Source organism: Pantoea sp. paga, from assembly GCF_007558755.1.
Lineage (GTDB): Bacteria > Pseudomonadota > Gammaproteobacteria > Enterobacterales > Enterobacteriaceae > Pantoea > Pantoea agglomerans.
Genome location: NZ_VLTF01000002.1, coordinates 738574 through 756068, shown reverse-complemented (window position 1 = coordinate 756068; position 17495 = coordinate 738574). Strand labels below are relative to the sequence as shown.

Annotated in this window: 15 protein-coding genes; 5 read left to right on the top strand and 10 right to left on the bottom strand. The window is 58.1% G+C overall.

Annotated features, from left to right (window positions below; all coding sequences use genetic code 11):
• The first annotated feature begins 37 nt into the window (after positions 1 to 37).
• The gene (gene treA, locus FOV68_RS09250; protein WP_143990649.1) at positions 38 to 1723 is read left to right on the top strand and encodes an alpha,alpha-trehalase TreA; all 1686 of its coding nucleotides are present in this window, start codon (positions 38 to 40) and stop codon (positions 1721 to 1723) included.
• Positions 1724 to 1914: 191 nt separating this feature from the next.
• Entirely contained in the window at positions 1915 to 4014 is a 2100-nt protein-coding gene (locus tag FOV68_RS09245) for a TonB-dependent siderophore receptor (RefSeq protein ID WP_069026093.1), read from the top strand.
• Positions 4015 to 4081: 67 nt separating this feature from the next.
• Here FOV68_RS09245 and FOV68_RS09240 read toward each other — a convergent pair whose 3' ends face one another.
• On the bottom strand, positions 4082 to 4330 hold the full coding sequence (locus tag FOV68_RS09240; RefSeq protein ID WP_010246168.1) for a GlsB/YeaQ/YmgE family stress response membrane protein: 249 nt from the start codon (positions 4328 to 4330) through the stop codon (positions 4082 to 4084).
• A 210-nt stretch (positions 4331 to 4540) separates the two neighbouring features.
• Here FOV68_RS09240 and FOV68_RS09235 point away from each other — a divergent pair, with 210 nt between their 5' ends.
• Positions 4541 to 5275, top strand: coding sequence for a flagellar brake protein (locus FOV68_RS09235; protein ID WP_031592913.1), 735 nt, complete (start codon positions 4541 to 4543; stop codon positions 5273 to 5275).
• Positions 5276 to 5371: 96 nt separating this feature from the next.
• Complete coding sequence (locus FOV68_RS09230; protein ID WP_033771482.1) at positions 5372 to 6502, top strand: mechanosensitive ion channel family protein; 1131 nt, start codon at positions 5372 to 5374, stop codon at positions 6500 to 6502.
• Between the two features lie 111 nt (positions 6503 to 6613).
• Here the strand turns inward: FOV68_RS09230 and FOV68_RS09225 are convergent, their stop codons facing one another.
• From FOV68_RS09225 to FOV68_RS09190, 8 genes are all read right to left on the bottom strand, one after another.
• A complete protein-coding gene (locus FOV68_RS09225; RefSeq protein ID WP_132498442.1) occupies positions 6614 to 8032 on the bottom strand; it encodes an L-fucose/L-arabinose isomerase family protein in 1419 nt (472 codons plus the stop codon).
• A 20-nt stretch (positions 8033 to 8052) separates the two neighbouring features.
• Positions 8053 to 9540, bottom strand: a complete 1488-nt coding sequence (locus FOV68_RS09220) for an FGGY family carbohydrate kinase (protein WP_143990648.1) — start codon at positions 9538 to 9540, stop codon at positions 8053 to 8055.
• 2 nt (positions 9541 to 9542) lie between these two features.
• A complete protein-coding gene (locus tag FOV68_RS09215) occupies positions 9543 to 10487 on the bottom strand; it encodes a transketolase family protein (RefSeq protein ID WP_010669881.1) in 945 nt (314 codons plus the stop codon).
• Complete coding sequence (locus FOV68_RS09210; RefSeq protein WP_033771478.1) at positions 10480 to 11310, bottom strand: transketolase; 831 nt, start codon at positions 11308 to 11310, stop codon at positions 10480 to 10482. The genes FOV68_RS09215 and FOV68_RS09210 overlap by 8 nt, the downstream gene beginning before the upstream one ends.
• 198 nt (positions 11311 to 11508) lie before the next feature.
• Positions 11509 to 12615 carry an ABC transporter permease gene (locus FOV68_RS09205; RefSeq protein WP_010246189.1) on the bottom strand — a complete coding sequence of 369 codons (1107 nt, stop codon included), beginning with the start codon at positions 12613 to 12615 and terminating at the stop codon, positions 11509 to 11511.
• Between the two features lie 2 nt (positions 12616 to 12617).
• Positions 12618 to 14132, bottom strand: coding sequence for a sugar ABC transporter ATP-binding protein (locus tag FOV68_RS09200; RefSeq protein ID WP_069026090.1), 1515 nt, complete (start codon positions 14130 to 14132; stop codon positions 12618 to 12620).
• On the bottom strand, positions 14132 to 14731 hold the full coding sequence (locus tag FOV68_RS09195; RefSeq protein ID WP_143990647.1) for a DUF2291 family protein: 600 nt from the start codon (positions 14729 to 14731) through the stop codon (positions 14132 to 14134). Before FOV68_RS09195 ends, FOV68_RS09200 begins: the two co-directional genes overlap by 1 nt.
• A 2-nt stretch (positions 14732 to 14733) precedes the next feature.
• Complete coding sequence (locus FOV68_RS09190) at positions 14734 to 15675, bottom strand: D-ribose ABC transporter substrate-binding protein (protein WP_143990646.1); 942 nt, start codon at positions 15673 to 15675, stop codon at positions 14734 to 14736.
• A 182-nt stretch (positions 15676 to 15857) separates the two neighbouring features.
• Here FOV68_RS09190 and FOV68_RS09185 point away from each other — a divergent pair, with 182 nt between their 5' ends.
• A complete protein-coding gene (locus tag FOV68_RS09185; RefSeq protein WP_031594568.1) occupies positions 15858 to 16814 on the top strand; it encodes a sugar-binding transcriptional regulator in 957 nt (318 codons plus the stop codon).
• Positions 16815 to 16824: 10 nt separating this feature from the next.
• Here FOV68_RS09185 and emtA read toward each other — a convergent pair whose 3' ends face one another.
• Complete coding sequence (gene emtA, locus FOV68_RS09180; protein WP_010246204.1) at positions 16825 to 17454, bottom strand: membrane-bound lytic murein transglycosylase EmtA; 630 nt, start codon at positions 17452 to 17454, stop codon at positions 16825 to 16827.
• Between the last annotated feature and the right edge of the window lie 41 nt (positions 17455 to 17495).

Below are 17495 nucleotides of genomic sequence, written 5' to 3'. Positions count from 1 at the left end.
TTACGCGCGGCCGCATTTCGGACAAGGAGAAAAACCGATGACAAAAATTGAGGTAAACGCCGCTCCACGGCGTCAGCGTTATGCGCCCTTTCTGCTCACGTTGCTGCTGAGCGTACCCGCCTTCACTGCCCAGGCCGACGACAACAGTCGCATGCTGAATAATCAGCCGCAGCCGCCTGACGTTCGTTTAGGACCGCTGTTTAATGCCGTGCAACAGGCGAAGTTCTATCCCGATCAAAAGACCTTTGCTGATGCGGTGCCGAAATTCGATCCCGCCTCAATTCTTGCCGACTGGCAGATGCAGAAGAAACAGCGCAATTTCGATCTTAAGCGTTTTGTGGATGCCAACTTTACCCTGCCCGCGGCCGGTGACAAATATGTGCAGCCAGCCGGACAAAACCTGCGTGACCACATTGATGGCCTGTGGCCGGTTCTGACGCGCACCACCAGCAGCGCCGGTCAGTATGACTCGCTGCTGCCGTTGCCCAAACCCTATGTGGTGCCCGGCGGGCGCTTCCGCGAAGTCTATTACTGGGACAGCTACTTCACCATGCTGGGGCTGGCCGAGAGCGGGCACTGGGATAAAGTGCAGGATATGGTGGATAACTTCGCCTCCCTGCTCGACCGTTATGGCCATATTCCCAACGGCAACCGCAGCTACTACCTGAGCCGGTCACAGCCACCGTTCTTCAGCCTGATGGTCGATCTGCTGGCCACGCACGATAACGGCAAAGCCTATACTCGTTATCTCCCGCAGCTGCAGAAAGAGTATGACTACTGGATGGCAGACAGCGATAAAGTCGCGGCGGGCGCAGCCAGCAAGCGCGTGATTAAGCTGGCGGACGGTAGCCTGCTCAACCGCTACTGGGATGCGCGCGACGTGCCTCGCACTGAATCCTGGATGGATGACATTACCACCGCGCAGAAAGCGCCGCAGCGCAATAAAGCTGAACTCTACCGTGAGCTGCGTTCCGGTGCGGCTTCGGGCTGGGATTTCAGTTCGCGCTGGTTTACCGATGCGCATAACCTGTCGACAATTCGTACCACGCAGCTGGCCCCGGTTGACCTCAACAGCCTGCTGTTCCATCTGGAGCAGACCCTGTCGAAAGGCTATCAGATGAACAAGCAGAGCGATCTGGCGAAGCAGTTTGCCGATCGCGCGGAGAAACGCCAGGCGGCGATCAACCGCTATCTGTGGGACAGCAAGCAGAACTGGTACGCCGATTATGACTGGCAGAAAAAACAGGTCCATCCTCAGCTGACTGCTGCCGCGCTGTTCCCGCTCTATCTGCAGGTCGCCAGCGATAAGCAGGCTGAAAGCACCGCCAGCGCGGTTGAAAAACAGCTGCTGAAACCTGGCGGTCTGGTGACCACCACCGTAAACAACGGTCAGCAGTGGGATGCACCCAATGGCTGGGCACCGCTGCAGTGGGTCGCTGTGGAAGGTCTGGAGCACTACAACCAGCCAAAACTGGCGAAAGAAGTGGGATTACGCTTCCTGCAAAACGTTCAGAACACCTATGACCGTGAGCATAAGCTGGTGGAGAAATATGTCGTTGATGGCAAAAATCTCGGCGGCGGTGGTGGCGGTGAATATCCGCTGCAGGATGGCTTCGGCTGGACTAACGGCGTCACGCTGAAACTGCTGGATAAGTACTGCCCGAAAGATAAAACCTGTAACAGCGCCCACGATATTCTGCAGGCGTCTGCCTCACAACCTTAATCCTTTCTGGATACCTCTGGCCTTGCCGGGGGTATCCCCACTTCATTTCCGCGAATTTTACTTGACCTTCTTTCATCAACAGGCAAAATTGCAGCCAATTTACAAAAGGTAATAATTCTCATTATGATAATGAGATTGCCTATCAAAGCTTTTATTCACCTGCCTGAACCTTTGCCAAGAAAGGAATTTTGATGAAACTGTCATTGTCGCTGAAAGGTTATGTTCGCCTCTGCACCCTGGCGCTGACCGCGCCTGCTCTGAGTTTTGCTGCCGATATGGTGGTGACTGCGCAACCGCAGGAAGATTCGACCTCGCCGACCCAGGGTTATCTGGCGACGACCAGCCAGGGCGCAACCAAAAGCGATCGTCCTCTGATCACCACGCCGCAATCGATTTCCGTAGTTACCCGCCAGCAGATGCAGGATCAGGGCGCGCTGACCCTGAATCAGGCGCTGGGCTATAGTTCCGGCGTCTTCACCAATTTCGGCGGCGCCGCTACCCGTTACGACACCATTGCGCTGCGTGGCTTCCATGGCGGCGATGTCGATAACACCTTCCTCGACGGCATGCGGCTGATGAGCGACGGCGGCAGTTTCAACGGCCTGCAGGTGGATAACGCCTTCCTTGAGCGCATCGACGTGATCAAAGGCCCCTCTTCTGCGCTCTATGGTCAGACGGTGCCGGGCGGACTGGTGAACATGGTCACCAAGCGTCCTCAGTTCAGCGAAGAGGGTCACATCCAGTTGCAGGCGGGCAGCAACGCCACCACCGGCACGATGTTCGATTACACCAATGCCATCAACGATCAGTGGGCGTTTCGCCTGACCGGCGTGACCCGCAACAGCGATACCCAGTACGATCACACCCGCGAAGAGAAATATGCGCTGATGCCGCAGCTGATGTGGCAGCCGGATGAAGATACGCATCTGATCCTGAAAGCCTATCTGCAGAAGGATCCGTCGGGCGGCTATCACGGTTCGGTACCGGGTGACGGCAGCCTCACCGAACACAATGGCTACAAGCTGAGCAACGGCTTTTATGAGGGCAACAGCGATCTCGATCAGTTCAAGCGTCGCGAGCAGATCTACAGCTTCGATTTCGCCCATCGCTTTAACGACGTCTGGTCATTCTCCTCGACCGGCAGCTACAGCCACTCGAATGTCGATCTCGATCAGGTCTATCAGATTGGCTGGGACAGCGTGAATCCCGATCTGCTGAACCGATATTACTCTGGCGAGCGCTCTTCGCTCTCGGCCTGGTCCACCGATAACCGCTTACAGGCAGAGTTCGGCACCGGAGAACTGGAGCACCGCGTCACCCTGGGTGCTGAGTATCATCGTTATAAAAATGAGATCAGTGAGGCTTCCGGTTCGGCCAACCAGCTTAATGCACGGACTGGTGAACAGGTTGGCGACATGCCTGATTACACCTGGGCCGATAAAACCCGTCGCTACTATCAGACCGGCCTCTATCTGCAGGATGAGATGAAGCTGGATCGCTGGCATCTGGATCTCTCCGGTCGTTATGACCGCATTGTCGCCAGTAACAGCGGCAGCGACCGCCGTCAGGATGATCACATCAGCGGCCGCGCAGCACTGCTCTATGCCTTCGACAACGGTATCTCGCCTTACGTCAGCTGGAGCCAGGCGATTACCCCGACCGCGCTCACCGATCCCAACGACAACCTGCTGAAGCCGACTACCGCCGAGCAGTATGAAGCCGGGGTGAAATATCAGCCGGTCGGCACCCGCGATCTCTATAGCGTGGCGGTCTATGACCTGACGCAGAAAGATGTGGCAAACCGCAATGTTAAGGATGGAACCTATACGCCATCGGGCAAAGTGCATTCACAGGGCATTGAGCTGGAAGCGCATAATCAGTTAACCCCGCGTCTGAGCACCGTGGCGAGCTATACGCTGAATCATCTGCGCTTTAAAGAGTCGGTGGATGGCAACGACGGACATACGCCATATGTCACACCTAACAGCATGGCTGCACTCTGGGGTCACTATCAGTTTGATTACGGTCTGAGCGCGGGTGCGGGCGTGCGTTACATCGGCAAACAGTGGGCGGACAATGAAAACACTACGCGTGTGCCGTCTGTGACGCTGTTTGATGCGTCAGTGCGGGCCGATCTCGGCGTCTGGAACAGCAGCCTGAAAGGTGCATGGGTGCAGGTCAACGCCAATAACCTGACCGACCGTACCTATGTGGCGGGCTGTTATGGCACCGGCTACTGCTACTGGGGCGCAGAGCGCAGCGTAATGGCGACAGTCGGTTACGACTTCTGATAGCAAAATAAGAGATAAAAAAAGGGGACGAATCGCTTCGTCCCCTTTTTCGTTTAAACCTTTACGGTCAACTGCGTACTTTGCGGTAGATGAACAGCACCACGATGGCACCGATAACAGCGACCACGAAACTTCCGAAGTTAAACCCATCGACGCGGCCGAAGCCAAACAGCGTACTGATCCAGCCACCCACTACTGCACCGATAATACCCAGAACGATAGTCAGAATGAAACCGCCACCGTCTTTACCCGGCATAATCCACTTCGCCAGAATACCCGCGATTAAGCCAAAGACGACCCAGGAAATAATACCCATCTGTTGCTCCTTCCTTTTTTGATTAAATCGTGAACGCCTGATTAATCAAGCGGTTTACCGCGATAAGTATAACCAGCTTTTCAAAAAATGCCTGCCTGCTCACAGTTATTATTGATGAATAGCATGCTAAAGCTTTTTTTTGCCGCGCCGATAACCGAGACGAGGCAAAAAAACAGCATCAATAAAGTAACCCCCCTTGTGGAGCAGGACGTGAAAGAAGCCGACCAGGAACAATATCTAAAACGTGGCACGCTGGCGGTTCTTGGCGTTATGAAAGATCTGCTGCGATTGCAGACGCCATTACTGGTGCGCTTTCCGCGTGGGCAGTTTATCAGCCGGATGCTGGCTGCCGATGAAGATCGCCTGCTGTTTGACCTCGGCAGTAATAATCTGGATAACGATTATGCCCTGACCAGCGACGATCTCAGTATCACTGCGGAGACCTACGGCGCTAAGGTGGAGTTCAGCCTCGCCGCGCTGGAAATCGTGGAGTTTGAAGGGTTACCCGCTTTCAGTGCGCCGCTGCCAGACCTGCTGTGGCAGATCCAGCGACGTGAGTTTTTCCGGGTCTGCGCCCCGCTGGAGCCGCAGTTCTGGTGTCATACCGTGTGGCCCGATGGCAGGAAAACGCGCCTGCGTCTGCAGGATCTGTCGCTGGGCGGTATCGGCGTGCTGGTCGATGAAGCGCTGCCGGACGGGTTGCAGGATGGTGACAGCTTCAACCCGTTCCGGGTCGAGCTGGGCGAGTATGGCCATTTTGACGTGCCGGTAAAGCTGCTGAGCATTGGCGAGCGTAGCGTGGTAACCGGCAAAAATGAAACCCGCATCACACCGCGACTGAGCTTTCGTTTTGCCACGCTGAACCCGGCGCAGGAGCGGCAGCTTCAGCAGATTATTTTTGCCCTTGAGCGCCTGGCTCGCGATAAATCGACCCGATTCCAGTAACCGCTTTACGGATGCGCCACACATGTGGGCCACATCCAGGCTATGCTTCTTGCTTGTTTTCTTTTAAACCGGAACCCAGCAAGGAGACCCTCCCCAATGGAAAACTGGCTCTCTTCACGTCGTTTTCACTCCCTCTTTTTTAATCAGGAACTCTGGCTAAACAGCGCCATCGTGGTGGTGTCCACGCTGGTGATTTACTGGGTATTACGTACCCTGATTCGCTTTATCTCCAACCGGATTGCCCTTTACAGCGAACATCGGCATGTTCGCGCCACCGCGATTCTGGTGGAGATATTGCGCAGTACCAGCCAGACCCTGCTGCTGATCTTTTCGCTGCTGATTGCCCTGAAGTTTGTCGATCTGCCCGCGTCGTGGAGTGTAACCATCGCGCACGGCTGGTTCCTGGCGCTGATTGTGCAGCTCGCACTGTGGCTCGACTGTGGCATCCGGCTATGGCTGAAAAGCCTGCTGCGTGACCCGCTGCACGTGCGCAACCCGGTCACTACGGTGATCCTCGGGATTCTGCTGCGGGTAGTGGTCTGGATTATGATGTTCCTGGCCATTCTGTCGAACATGGGCATCAACATTACCGCATTGGTCGCCAGTCTCGGGGTCGGGGGCATCGCGATTGCGCTGGCGATTCAGACCGTACTGAGCGATGTATTTGCTTCACTGGCGATAGGCTTTGATAAACCGTTTGAGCATGGCGATTTTATTGTCTTTGGTGACATTGCCGGTTCCATTGAGCATATCGGCCTGAAAACCACCCGACTGCGCAGCCTGAGTGGCGAGCAGATTGTCTGCTCAAATACCATTCTGTTGCAGCAGACGATCCACAACTATAAGCGCATGCAGCAGCGCCGCATCGTCTTTAAGTTTGGTATCAGCTATGCCACGCCGTCAGAGCAGGTCCGGGAGATCAGCCCGCTGGTGAAAGAGATTATCCAGGGCGTTGAGACCACCCGTTTTGACCGCGCCCACTTCCTGGCCTTTGAGGACTCAAAACTGACCTTTGAAGTGGTCTATTTTGTGCTGGATGCGGATTACAACAAGTACATGGATATTCAGCAGGAGATTAACCTGCAGCTGATGGCGGCACTGGAAGAGCGGAATATCCGCTTCGCCTTCCCGATTCGTCAGGTGGAGTTCAGCGGCGGCAATCTGCCGCCGGTGGATCTGGTTGCGGTGCAGAATGACGATGACGAGGTGCGCAGAATGGCGCGCTAAGTCAGAGCCCGCCTTCCTTTTCAGGCGTGGCGCGCATACAGGCCGGTGCGGGCGGAATCGTGACCGCATCGGCTGCTTCACCCCTTGCATTCAGCAGTTCCACCTTACCGCTTACTGATGCCGGTAGCAGCTCACGCCGAGATACTCACTGAACGCTTCCTGCAGCACACCAGCCGTGGCAGAGTGATTCATCGCCACATGATGCTCAAAGCCGTTACGGCAGATCCACGCCAGTAGTGTCTCCAGCTGCGGCACCTGGATCACCGCACGGCAACCTACCGTGTCCAGCGGATCGGTGACCGACATTCCCTCTCCCACATAGGCTTTGATTTCGCCGCTGAAGTCGTCGGTAGAGAGGCGGAAATAGGTCAGATCGCCCTGCTTCATCCGGCCATGCACTGCGCCACAGGTGTTCTCTTTGCCCACGGTGGTGCCGATAATATCCGCCGTGCCCATTGTCGGTGACTCCAGGCTGGCGCTGGCGAAATTACCGCAGTGAAACAGCACACATTTGTCCCGCTCGTCGCCAAAGTTGTTGTTCCAGTCTGCCAGCGAGGCGGGGTTGAGCGAACAGCTGGCGAGCGCGTACATCGACAGCGCCCCCATCACATCCACTTCGCAGGCGCTGGGCATCAGCTGGCCCGACATCACGCTCATGATTGAGCAGACGTTAATGCCCAGGTTCTCCTGCAACGACGTCCAGCACTGGATGGCGGTGGTATCGATATCGTTGTCGCTGATCCACTCGCTGATCACCACAAAGAGTTTGGCCATGGTCACCAGTTTGTCACCCGGAATCCCCCGCGCATCGGCGTTGGCCTCCAGGATTTCACGCTTCTCTGCCACACGGATATCGTCATCGCGCAGCCGGTTGGTGCGGGTAAAGATCTCCGATAAATCCAGGGTCTCCACCGCGATACCCATCTTCTCCAGCAGCTTTTCGCTGTAGCGCACGGTGTTGAATCCGGCGGGCCGGGCACCAATCGCCCCGACGCGTACCCGCCGCATAGCATTCACCACCCGACAGAGCTGGCTGAACCGCTGCAGATCCTGCATAAACACGTCGCCGCTCAGGGCGCAGACGTGCTGGCGGGTCAGCGTAAACGGGATGCCATATTGCCGCAGGTTGTTGCAGAGTGAAATTTTGCCGCAGAAGCTGTCGCGGCGGGTCGCCAGTCCCATTTTATCCAGATTGTCCTCTTCGGCCTGCACCAGTACCGGCACGTTCAGCCCGGCGAGACGCAGCGCTTCCGCGATAGCTTTTTCATCACCAAAGTTAGGCAGCAGCACCACAATGCCGTGAATCGCTTCGCGATGCTGGCGAAACAGCGCGGCGCAGGTTTTGGCCTCCTGACGCGTCTCGACGCCGCCCAGATTGGTCTGGGTCTCATCCAGCATCACCGTATTAATGTTCATCTTTTCAAACAGCGCGACCGCCTGCTGGCGCGCCTCGCCCACCAGATAGCTGGGAAAAAAACCCCGGTTGCCAATAATGACGCCGAAGGTTAACTGCTGAGGAAGTGTTGACATGGCTCTGCTCCGGATAAGGATTAATGTGGCTGATAACGACAGCGTGCAACGGCGTCAATCCAGCCTTTATAGTTTTCCTGCATATGCTGCGCGTTCTCTTCACGCGGCATGATGACGCTGCCGCCCTGCAGCGCCTGCATATCACTGCCCTGCTGCCACCATCCCAGTACTTTGCCTGCCAGCAGTGCCGCGCCCAGCGCGGAGACCTCGGCGGTAGGCACCCGCTGCAACGGCCGCTGTAACACATCCGCCTGTAACTGCATCAGCCAGCTATTTTCAGTGGCGCTGCCATCCACACAGAGCGCCGGAAGCTGCTGGCCGCTGGCCTGCTCCATGGCAAAAAAGACGTCGGCGATTTGCCAGACGATGGATTCCAGCGCCACCCGCGCCAGCACAGCGGGTGTGGCGGCATCCGTCAGTCCGCACACCATGCCGCGCGCCTGCAGATCCCACCAGGGCGCGCCCAGGCCAGAGAGCGCCGGGACAAAATAGATACCCTGATTATCGCCGCAGCGCTGCGCCATCGCGGTGAGCTCGCGCGGCTCCTGCACGCCAAGCATTCTGCCCAGCCAGGCGGCACCGGAACCGGTGTGGGTGATGTTGCCTTCAAAGGCATAACGCAGCGTGCCGTCGTGCCAGGCCACGGTGGTGCTGAGGCCATTTTCCGTCAGCAGCGGCGTCGCCATGGACATCATCAGTGAAGACCCGGTGCCGTAGGTGGCTTTCACCACTTCAGACTCGCCGCGCCGCTGCGCCTGCAGCGCAGCATGAGAGTCGCCGATGCGCGCCAGAATCGGCGTGCCTGGCGCTAAGCCGGGAATATCACTCACCGCGACCACGCCCTGTTCACTGGCTGAGGCGGTGATGCGCGGCAGCGCGGCGCGCGGCAGCTGAAACAGCGTCAGCAGCTCGTCGTCCCAGTCATTAAGATGCAGGCTGTAGAGTTGAGTACGTGAGGCGTTAGCATGATCGGTAATAAATACCTCGCCTGCGCTGAGCTGCCAGCTGAGCCAGCTGTCGACCGTGCCGATACAGAGCTCACCCGCCGCCGCCCGCGCCGCGCCGTCGGGAATGGCGGCCAGCATCCCGGTCAGCTTGGCGGCCGGAAACATCGGGTCAACGGCCAGTCCGGTCAAACCGGTGATGCGAGGCGCTTTGCCCGCCTGACGCAGGTCGCGACAGAGTGACTCGGATCGTCGATCCTGCCAGCTCACCAGCGGCGTCAGCGGCTTGCCGTCACGCCGCTGCCAGATCAGCACCGACTCGCGCTGATTACTGATCGCAACTGCCGCGACAGGCGCGCCACCACAGGCTGCCAGGCAATGGGTAATGGCCTCTTTTACCGCCTGCCAGATCGCCACAGGGTCCTGCTCAGCCAGTCCTGGTTGCGGGTGTTGCAGGGTTAAGCTCTGGCTGCCGCGTGCCACCACGCGGCCATCGCGATCAACCGCAATCGCTTTAGCATTGGTAGTGCCTTCGTCGATCGCCAGAATCAGGGGTCCCACCATATTTATGCTCCTGCGCAGATGCGCGCTGCACTATTCACCACGCTACTGGCATCAATGCCATGATGGGCGCGGGTAGAGGCGCGATCGCCGGCAATCGCATATTCCCCATCTGCAATGCCGAGCCGCAACAGCGGGATGCCGCAGCCGCCTTCCGCCAGCACTTCGGCCACCAGGCTGCCGACACCGCCATTAACGTTATGCTCCTCTACGGTAATCACCGCTGGGTAGTGATTTAACAGGTTGCGCAGCTGTTGGGTATCACAAGGTCGAATCGATGGAACCGCGATCACACCGGCTGAAATGCCCTGCTCAGCCAGTTGCTCAGCGGCGTGAACCACCTCGTGAACCGTTGAGCCCATCGCCACCAGTGCGATGTCGCTGCCTTCACGCAACAGGTCGATCGCGCCCGGCCTGAACTGGTAGCTTTCTTCGTGCAGCTGCGGCAGATCTTTGCCATCCAGACGGATATAGACCGGCCCGACATGCTCAAGGGCGTAATCGATGATCTGACGGCACTCCAGCGGGCAGGACGGCGCATAGATCTCGATGTTGCCGAAACCGCGCATCACCGCGATGTCATCAATGCTGTGATGGGTACTGGCTAACGGGCCATAGCTGGTCCCGGCATTCAGCCCGAACAGTTTGACGTTGGTGTTGTTGTAGCAGACGTCGACTTTTACCTGCTCATTGGCGCGTGACACCAGAAACGGCGCAGCGTTACAGGTCACTGCGACTTTGCCGCCCAGCGCCAGGCCGGCCGCCGTGCCCACCAGCGTCTGCTCAGCGATGCCGACGTTAATCAGCCGGTCGGGAAAGGCCTTGATAAAGGGGGCGATTTTGGCCGTCGACGTGGAGTCGGCTACCACCGGCACCAGATCCACACCGCGATTCACCGCGTCGATAAAGGCCGTGACCATGACGCTTGCTAAATGTTGTGCATTACTCATCTTTCAGTTCCTCCAGTGCCAGTGCGATCTCTTCGCCTTTCGGCACCCGGTGATGCCATTCCGCCTTGCTCTGGATAAAGGAGACGCCAAATCCCTTCTCGGTATGCGCCACAATCACCTGCGGTTTGCCGTTCTTCGGCAGGTTTTCAATGGTGTCGACCACCGCCGCCATCTCATTGCCGTTGCATTCGGTGACCTCCAGCCCGAAGGCGCGCCATTTTTCCGGCAGCGGATCGGTGTTCATGATGTCGCGGGTCGCGCCCGCCAGTTGCAGCTTGTTTTTGTCATTGATGATGATCAGGTTGTCGAGGCCGTAATGCGCCGCCACCAGCGCCGCCTCCCAGTTGCTGCCTTCAGCCAGCTCACCATCGCCGGTCACCACAAAGATGCGGCGCGGGCTGTTATCTTTTTTCGCCGCGATAGCGATGCCCACCGCCACCGGCAGGCCGTGACCCAGCGCGCCGGTGTTCAGCTCAACGCCCGGCGTTTTCTGCCGTACCGGATGGCCAGGCAGATGCGAGTCGGCATGCTGATAGGTTGCCAGCCAGTCGGTCGGGAAGTAGCCCGCTTCCGCCAGTACGCAGTAATAGCCCCCCACCGCGTGCCCTTTGGACTGGATATAGATGTCACGCTGATCGTCGTCTGTGCGATCCGGGGCGCAGTTCAGAATGCGGAAGTAGAGCGCAGTAAGGATCTCTACCTGTGACAGGTCAGCGCCGGTATGACCGCCTGCCGGGCTGCCCGCGTTAAGCTGGATGATGCGGCGGCGGATTGCCCGCGCCCGGCGCTCAAGGTCATCGACCGGAAGATTGAAAGGATTCATACACTACCTCTGAATTTTAAATCGATTATGAATATATATTCACGTTGGTTAAAAAATTTTGTGCCTGAAAAAAGGGGCTAATAAACTGAACCGCCCTTTGTTCGCTACTCTGCCCGCTAAACCGGGCAGGCCGTCCGGGCCGTCCGCTGCCAGGAATCACACAGCGGCTCCCCCTGTCTGGTTCCACGCACTTCCCCGTCAGGGTTTTGCCGGTGTCCCCTCCTCGATTAACGCTTTCTGAGCCACCACGGCCGCCTTCTGCTGCATCCGGCTCTGGGTCTGATCGATAATTACCGCGATGATAATCACGATGCCTTTGATCACCATCTGCCAGAATTCACTGACACCCATCATAATCAGGCCATCCGCCAGAAAGCCGATGACGAACGCACCAATCAGCGTACCGAGGATGGTGCCGCGTCCGCCCGCCAGCGACGTGCCACCCAGCACCACGGCGGCAATGGCATTCATCTCAAACGCGGTGCCGTTAGCCGGATGGCTGGCGACCAGTTGCGATGAGACCACGATGCCAGCAATCGCCGCGCAGAATCCCGACAGGGTGTAGACCAGAATTTTTACCTGCCGGGTTTTCACACCTGACAGTTCAGCGGCACGTTCATTGTCCCCGATGGCATAGACCTGACGGCCAAACGGCAGGCGACGGGCGATATAGGCGATCACCAGCGCCAGCACCACCATCATCCAGATGGCGTAGGGCAGCCCGAGAAAGGTTCCGGCACCGATCCGATCGAAACCGGTGTTGCCCAGCAGCGGGTTCCCCTGCAGACCAGGAAAGGTCTCGCCGCCGGAGGTGAGCATCGCCGCGCCGCGCAGGATGTACATGGTACCGAGGGTGCAGATAAAGGGTGCCACGTTGTAGCGGGTAATGATCCAGCCGTTGCCCGCGCCAATCAGCGCGCCGATCAGCAGCACCACCGGCACAATTACCCAGACGCTGGGAAAAATAGCGATGCCAAACATCGGCAGCACAATGCCTTTGGTAATCAGCCAGCCAGCGATCATGCCGCACAGTCCCAGCGTCGCCCCAATCGACAGGTCAATTCCCGCGGTGATAATGACAAAGGTAATGCCCAGCGCCAGAAAGGCGTTGATGGCGATGTGTTTCACCATGATCACCAGGCTGCCGGTGGCGAGAAAGTCCGGCACGGTGATGGCGAAGAAGCCGACGATCAGAATCAGCGCAATAAAAGTGCGCAGCTTCAGAAGCAGCAGCAGAATGCTTTCACGTGAACTGAACGCCTTAGCCGGAAGTGTGGTCAGCGCGACGCTGTCATTGCTTTTCATGCTCAGAACCCCTGCGCACTTGCTTTCACCAGCGCTGCCTCTTCCGCCTGGTCGCGGGGAAGATCAGCCGTAAGTTTGCCGCCCGACATCACCAGGATGCGATCGGCTACCGCCATAATCTCTTTCAGGTCCGAAGTGGAGAACAGAACCGCAATGCCCTGCTGTGACAGCGCCACCATCATGCGAAACACCTCTGCTTTTGCGCCGACATCAATGCCGCGACTCGGCTCATCCAGCAGCAGCAGACGCGGATTGGTCAGCAGCGCGCGGCCAATCACCACTTTCTGCTGATTGCCACCACTCAGTGCGCTAATGGCCACGTCCGGCGAGGAGATTTTGATCGCCAGGTTACCCACCGTCTGGCTTACCGCCTGCTGCTCCGCCTGATGGGCAATGGCAAAGCGATGCGACAGACGCCGCCACAGGCTGGCGATGGTGAGATTACTGGCGACCGATGACACCGGGAAAATCCCGGCGCGTTTGCGATCTTCCGGCACCAGACTCATACCCATGCGGATACGGTCGGCGGTGGGCAGACGGGTCGGCAGCGGTTTGCTGTCGAGCCACAGCTTGCCCAGATAGTGGCGCTGACTGCCAAGCAGACACTCAAACAGCTCGGTGCGACCCGCACCCATCAGCCCGTAAATCCCGACAATTTCCCCGGCCCGCACCTGAAAGCTGACGTCATCCACCAGGGTATTGCCATTAGGGCTGACGCAGGTGATGTGCTGCGCCTCCAGCACCGGCGCGCCAAACTCACGCGCTTCCGGCAGGAAGGTGGTAACCGGTTCACTGCCCAGCATCTCACGCACGATCCACGGCACATCGATGCTGCTGACCGGCGCTTCTGCCTGGAAGCGCCCGTCGCGCAGAATGGTGATCACGTCGCCAATCGCCATCAGCTCCTCCAGCCGGTGGGAGATATAAATCACGGTAACGCCCTGCTGCGTCAGGTCGCGGATCACCCGGAACAGGATCTCCACTTCGGTTTTGCTCAGCGCCGAGGTCGGCTCGTCAAGGATCAGGATGTCCGCATCTTCCGCCAGCGCTTTGGCAATCTCGACCAGCTGCTGCTGACCCACTTTGAGATTACCGACCCGCTCATGGGGTGAAATCGGCTGATCGAGGCGCGCCATCAGCGCGGCGGTGCGGCGAGCCTGCTCCGCCTCGTTGATCGGGGCCAGGCCGCGCTGGATCTCCCGGCCCAGAAACAGGTTTTCAGCCACCGTCAGGTTCTCAAACAGATTCAGCTCCTGGTGCACCATGCCGATGCCGTGCCGGGCGGCGTCGCGGGTGCTGCTCAGCGTCAGCGGCTCGCCATTCAGGAACAGCGAACCGGCCGTGGGCTGCTGTACCCCGGCCAGAATTTTCATCAGGGTCGATTTGCCCGCCCCATTCTCACCGATGATCACGTTAACTTTGCCGCGCCAGACCCGATAGTCGACGCGATCCAGCGCCAGCGTGCCGGGAAACAGCATCGATATCTGTTCGGTCCGCAGAATGATCTCATCGTCCATCAGGGCGTCCCCCGCTTCAGCTCAACCGCTACCACATCATCAACGCTGTTCTGCCCGATGGTTACGGCCAGCAGCGCCTGCACCGGCTGGTTGACCCAGCTGGCATCCAGCGGTGGCAGTTGCTTCACCGCGTGACGGTTCAGCGCCCGGGTCAGCTGGGCGTACTGCACCTGATTGGTAAACTCTTCGAAACGGAATCCGGCGGCATCCCGTATAGCGTTACTGCGCAGCACCGGCCCGATACTGACCGCCACCGGCTTGCCGTTAATCATCAGTGTCAGCGTGCGTTCACGCGGGTTACTCTCATCAAAGGCGCTGGCTGTACCCCCGGCTCGCACGAAGACGCTTTCGCGCCCGCCGGGTTTGACCGTCTGACTTTTCGCCTCCATGTCGGCCCAGCTCAGCGCATGGCTGTTCGCGGTGGTCATCACGCGCGGCTGCCAGGTCTCTTCCGCAATCTGCTGCGGTGTCTGGGTGGTATAGCTGGGTTTCGCGTGTGGATCCTTCGGCAGGATCGGCTTACCGTCCGCATCCAGATCCACCACGGTGCAGGCGCTGAGCAGCGCCATACCGGTCAATACCGCCAGCATCCGTTTCATGGTTATTGCGCCAGGTTGAAGTTTTTCAGCTTAGCGGCGTTGCTGTCGTCAATCAGCACGCAGTCCATCAGCTGCTTCTCCTGTTTCTGCGCTTTGCCGTTCTTCAGATAGTAATCCGCCTGCGTGACCGCCATCTGCGCCTGATCCCAGCCCGGCTGCAGCACTGTCGCTTTAATATTGCCTTTGTTGAGGATCGAATCGCGGGTGTAGTCGCTGCCATCAAAGCCCACCACGATTACCGATGTTTTCCCGGCGGCTTTCAGCGCGGCTTCGGCACCCAGCGCCATGGTGTCGTTACCGGAGATGACGCCCACGATGTTGGGATGTTTCTGCAGCAGGGTTTCCATGCGGCTGAAGGCTTCGGTCTGGCTCCAGTTGGCGCTCTGCTGAGCCACCATTTTCATGTCGCTGTAGTCATCCAGCACATCGTGATAGCCCTGCGACCGCACGCCCGCGTTGGTGTCAGACTCTTTGCCGAGCAGTTCAACATAGTCCCCTTTACCGCCCAGCAATTTCGCAAATTTCTCCGCGCCCAGCTGCGCCCCCTGATAGTTGTTAGAGACGATCTGCGCCACCGCGATGCCGGTTTTGTTGATCTCCCGGTCAATCAGGAAGGTCGGGATCCCGGCATCTTTGGCTTTCTGCACCGGCCCGACGGTGGCATCGGCCCCGGCGTTATCAAGAATGATCGCTTTCGCTTTGCGCGCAATCGCGGTCTCAATCAGCTGATTTTGCTTGTTTACGTCATCATCGTGCGACGCCACCAGCGTGGCGTAACCCAGCTCTTTGGCTTTCGCTAAGGCCCCTTCCGCCTCGGCTTTAAAGAACGGGTTGTCATGGGATGGGGTGATAATCGCCAGCAGGCCTTGCTCTGCCGCCAGCGCGGTCGCTGAAAAGGCGAGCATCGATGCGAGCAGGGTCAGTTTGATCAGAGGACGAGTCATTATTTTCTCCGCTTGAATATATATTCACATGCGATTTTATATGCATAATGACTATGCGCCCGCGCTGACGTGCCGTCCAATGCGCGATCGTCAAAAAGCGAAAACGATCACAAATTAGCCTGCGTTGTGATTTTGATCATCCTGGTTAACAATACCGGGCAGAATCAGAGAGGGAAAAACCGATGGCAAAACAGGATGAACAGCGACTGATGGTAAAGATTGCCACCCTTTACTATGTCGAAGGGTTGAAGCAGTCAGAGATTGCGCAGTCGCTGACCCTATCGCAGTCGTTTGTCTCACGCATTCTTAATCGCAGCGTGAAAGAAGGTGTGGTCAAGATCAGCGTGGTGCCACCAGCCAACGTCTACCCTGAGCTGGAAAAGGCCATTGAGCAGACCTATAACCTGCCGCAGGCGATTGTGGTGGATGTGCCGGATCAGGCGTCGCCGCTGCAGATTAAGCAGGCGATTGGATCGGCGGCCGCTCACTATCTGGAGACCCGACTGCGAAACGATGAGCTGATTGGTATTTCGTCGTGGAGCGGCACAATCCGGGCGATGGTGGATGCGCTGCATCCGCTCAACAGCGCCTGCAAAGGGGTGATCCAGCTGCTGGGTGGCGTCGGGGCTAACGGCAATGTGCAGGCCACGATTCTGACGCAAAATCTGGCGGCGCTGCTGAACTGCCCCGCCTGGCTGCTGCCGTCCCAGTCGATTGAGCATTCGGTCAGCGATCGCCAGCGGCTCTCTGCCAACGCGGAGGTCGCCGAGGTACTGAGTAAATTTGAGCAGGTCGATCTGGCGATTGTCGGCATTGGCGATCTGGAGCCGTCGGCACTGTTACGTAATTCGGGCAACTACTACGATGGCAGGATGCTGCAAACGCTGGCAGCGCGCGGTGCGGTAGGCGATATCTGTCTGCACTATTTCGACGCCTGCGGACAGCCGGTACTGAAAGCAGAAGAAGATCCGGTGATTGGTATGGAGCTGGCACAGGTAAAACAGTGTCCACAGGTGGTCGGGCTGGCAGGCGGAAGAGAGAAAGCGCAGGCGATTCGCGGTGCGCTGCTGGGCGGCTATATCAAGGTGCTGATCATCGACTATCCCACGGCGCGGCTACTGCTCACGCCGCAGGACTAATCACAATCGGTCAGATAGTGCGGTAAGCCGTGGTGACTTTCCACAGATAGCGCGGGGCCTGCGCCGCCGGATGCTTGTTCTGCACATGCTGATAGAACTCATCCGGTGACATGGCATTGATCATCGCAATGGCCCGATCGCGATCGCTGGAGAAGGTCCGCAGTAACGCCCCTGCGCCGTTGGCATAAGAGACGATGGTGGCATAGCGCAGGGTCAGCGGATCGCGGATGCCCGACAGCGCGGAGTTCTGCAGAATGCGGATATAGGCGGTGCCGATATCAATATTTTTGGCCGGATCGCGCAACTCGGCATTCGATGGCTGACCACGACGGCCCAGCGTGCGATAGACTTCGCGCCCGGCGGTCGAAGCTTTAATCTGCATCAGCCCCACCGCATTTGAACGGCTCACCACGCCCGGATTTCCACCCGACTCGACACTGATAATGGCGCTGATCAACTTCTCATCAACGCCATAATGACTGGCGGCATCTTCGGTAAACATCGCCCAGGTGCCATTGACGCTGGACGGCGGTGCCTGAGTTAACGGCGTGTTGCGCTGCTTAACGGCATGGTGCGGTGGCTCGCTGGCACAGCCGGTCAGGAGTAACGCTGAGAGTATAAGGTGTCGGATTTTCAGCAATTTTTCATCTCGTAGCTGTTGTGGCGAATGCTATCATACCC

What these genes read in the sequence shown, in the direction of transcription:
- FOV68_RS09190 (WP_143990646.1), bottom strand. Translation starts at nt 15,675, where the DNA reads ATGACTCGTCCTCTGATCAAACTGACCCTGCTCGCATCGATGCTCGCC.
- treA (WP_143990649.1), top strand. Translation starts at nt 38, where the DNA reads ATGACAAAAATTGAGGTAAACGCCGCTCCACGGCGTCAGCGTTATGCG.
- FOV68_RS09245 (WP_069026093.1), top strand. Translation starts at nt 1,915, where the DNA reads ATGAAACTGTCATTGTCGCTGAAAGGTTATGTTCGCCTCTGCACCCTG.
- FOV68_RS09220 (WP_143990648.1), bottom strand. Translation starts at nt 9,540, where the DNA reads ATGGTGGGACCCCTGATTCTGGCGATCGACGAAGGCACTACCAATGCT.
- FOV68_RS09225 (WP_132498442.1), bottom strand. Translation starts at nt 8,032, where the DNA reads ATGTCAACACTTCCTCAGCAGTTAACCTTCGGCGTCATTATTGGCAAC.
- FOV68_RS09205 (WP_010246189.1), bottom strand. Translation starts at nt 12,615, where the DNA reads ATGAAAAGCAATGACAGCGTCGCGCTGACCACACTTCCGGCTAAGGCG.
- FOV68_RS09240 (WP_010246168.1), bottom strand. Translation starts at nt 4,330, where the DNA reads ATGGGTATTATTTCCTGGGTCGTCTTTGGCTTAATCGCGGGTATTCTG.
- FOV68_RS09210 (WP_033771478.1), bottom strand. Translation starts at nt 11,310, where the DNA reads ATGAATCCTTTCAATCTTCCGGTCGATGACCTTGAGCGCCGGGCGCGG.
- FOV68_RS09230 (WP_033771482.1), top strand. Translation starts at nt 5,372, where the DNA reads ATGGAAAACTGGCTCTCTTCACGTCGTTTTCACTCCCTCTTTTTTAAT.
- FOV68_RS09215 (WP_010669881.1), bottom strand. Translation starts at nt 10,487, where the DNA reads ATGAGTAATGCACAACATTTAGCAAGCGTCATGGTCACGGCCTTTATC.
- FOV68_RS09200 (WP_069026090.1), bottom strand. Translation starts at nt 14,132, where the DNA reads ATGGACGATGAGATCATTCTGCGGACCGAACAGATATCGATGCTGTTT.
- FOV68_RS09195 (WP_143990647.1), bottom strand. Translation starts at nt 14,731, where the DNA reads ATGAAACGGATGCTGGCGGTATTGACCGGTATGGCGCTGCTCAGCGCC.
- FOV68_RS09185 (WP_031594568.1), top strand. Translation starts at nt 15,858, where the DNA reads ATGGCAAAACAGGATGAACAGCGACTGATGGTAAAGATTGCCACCCTT.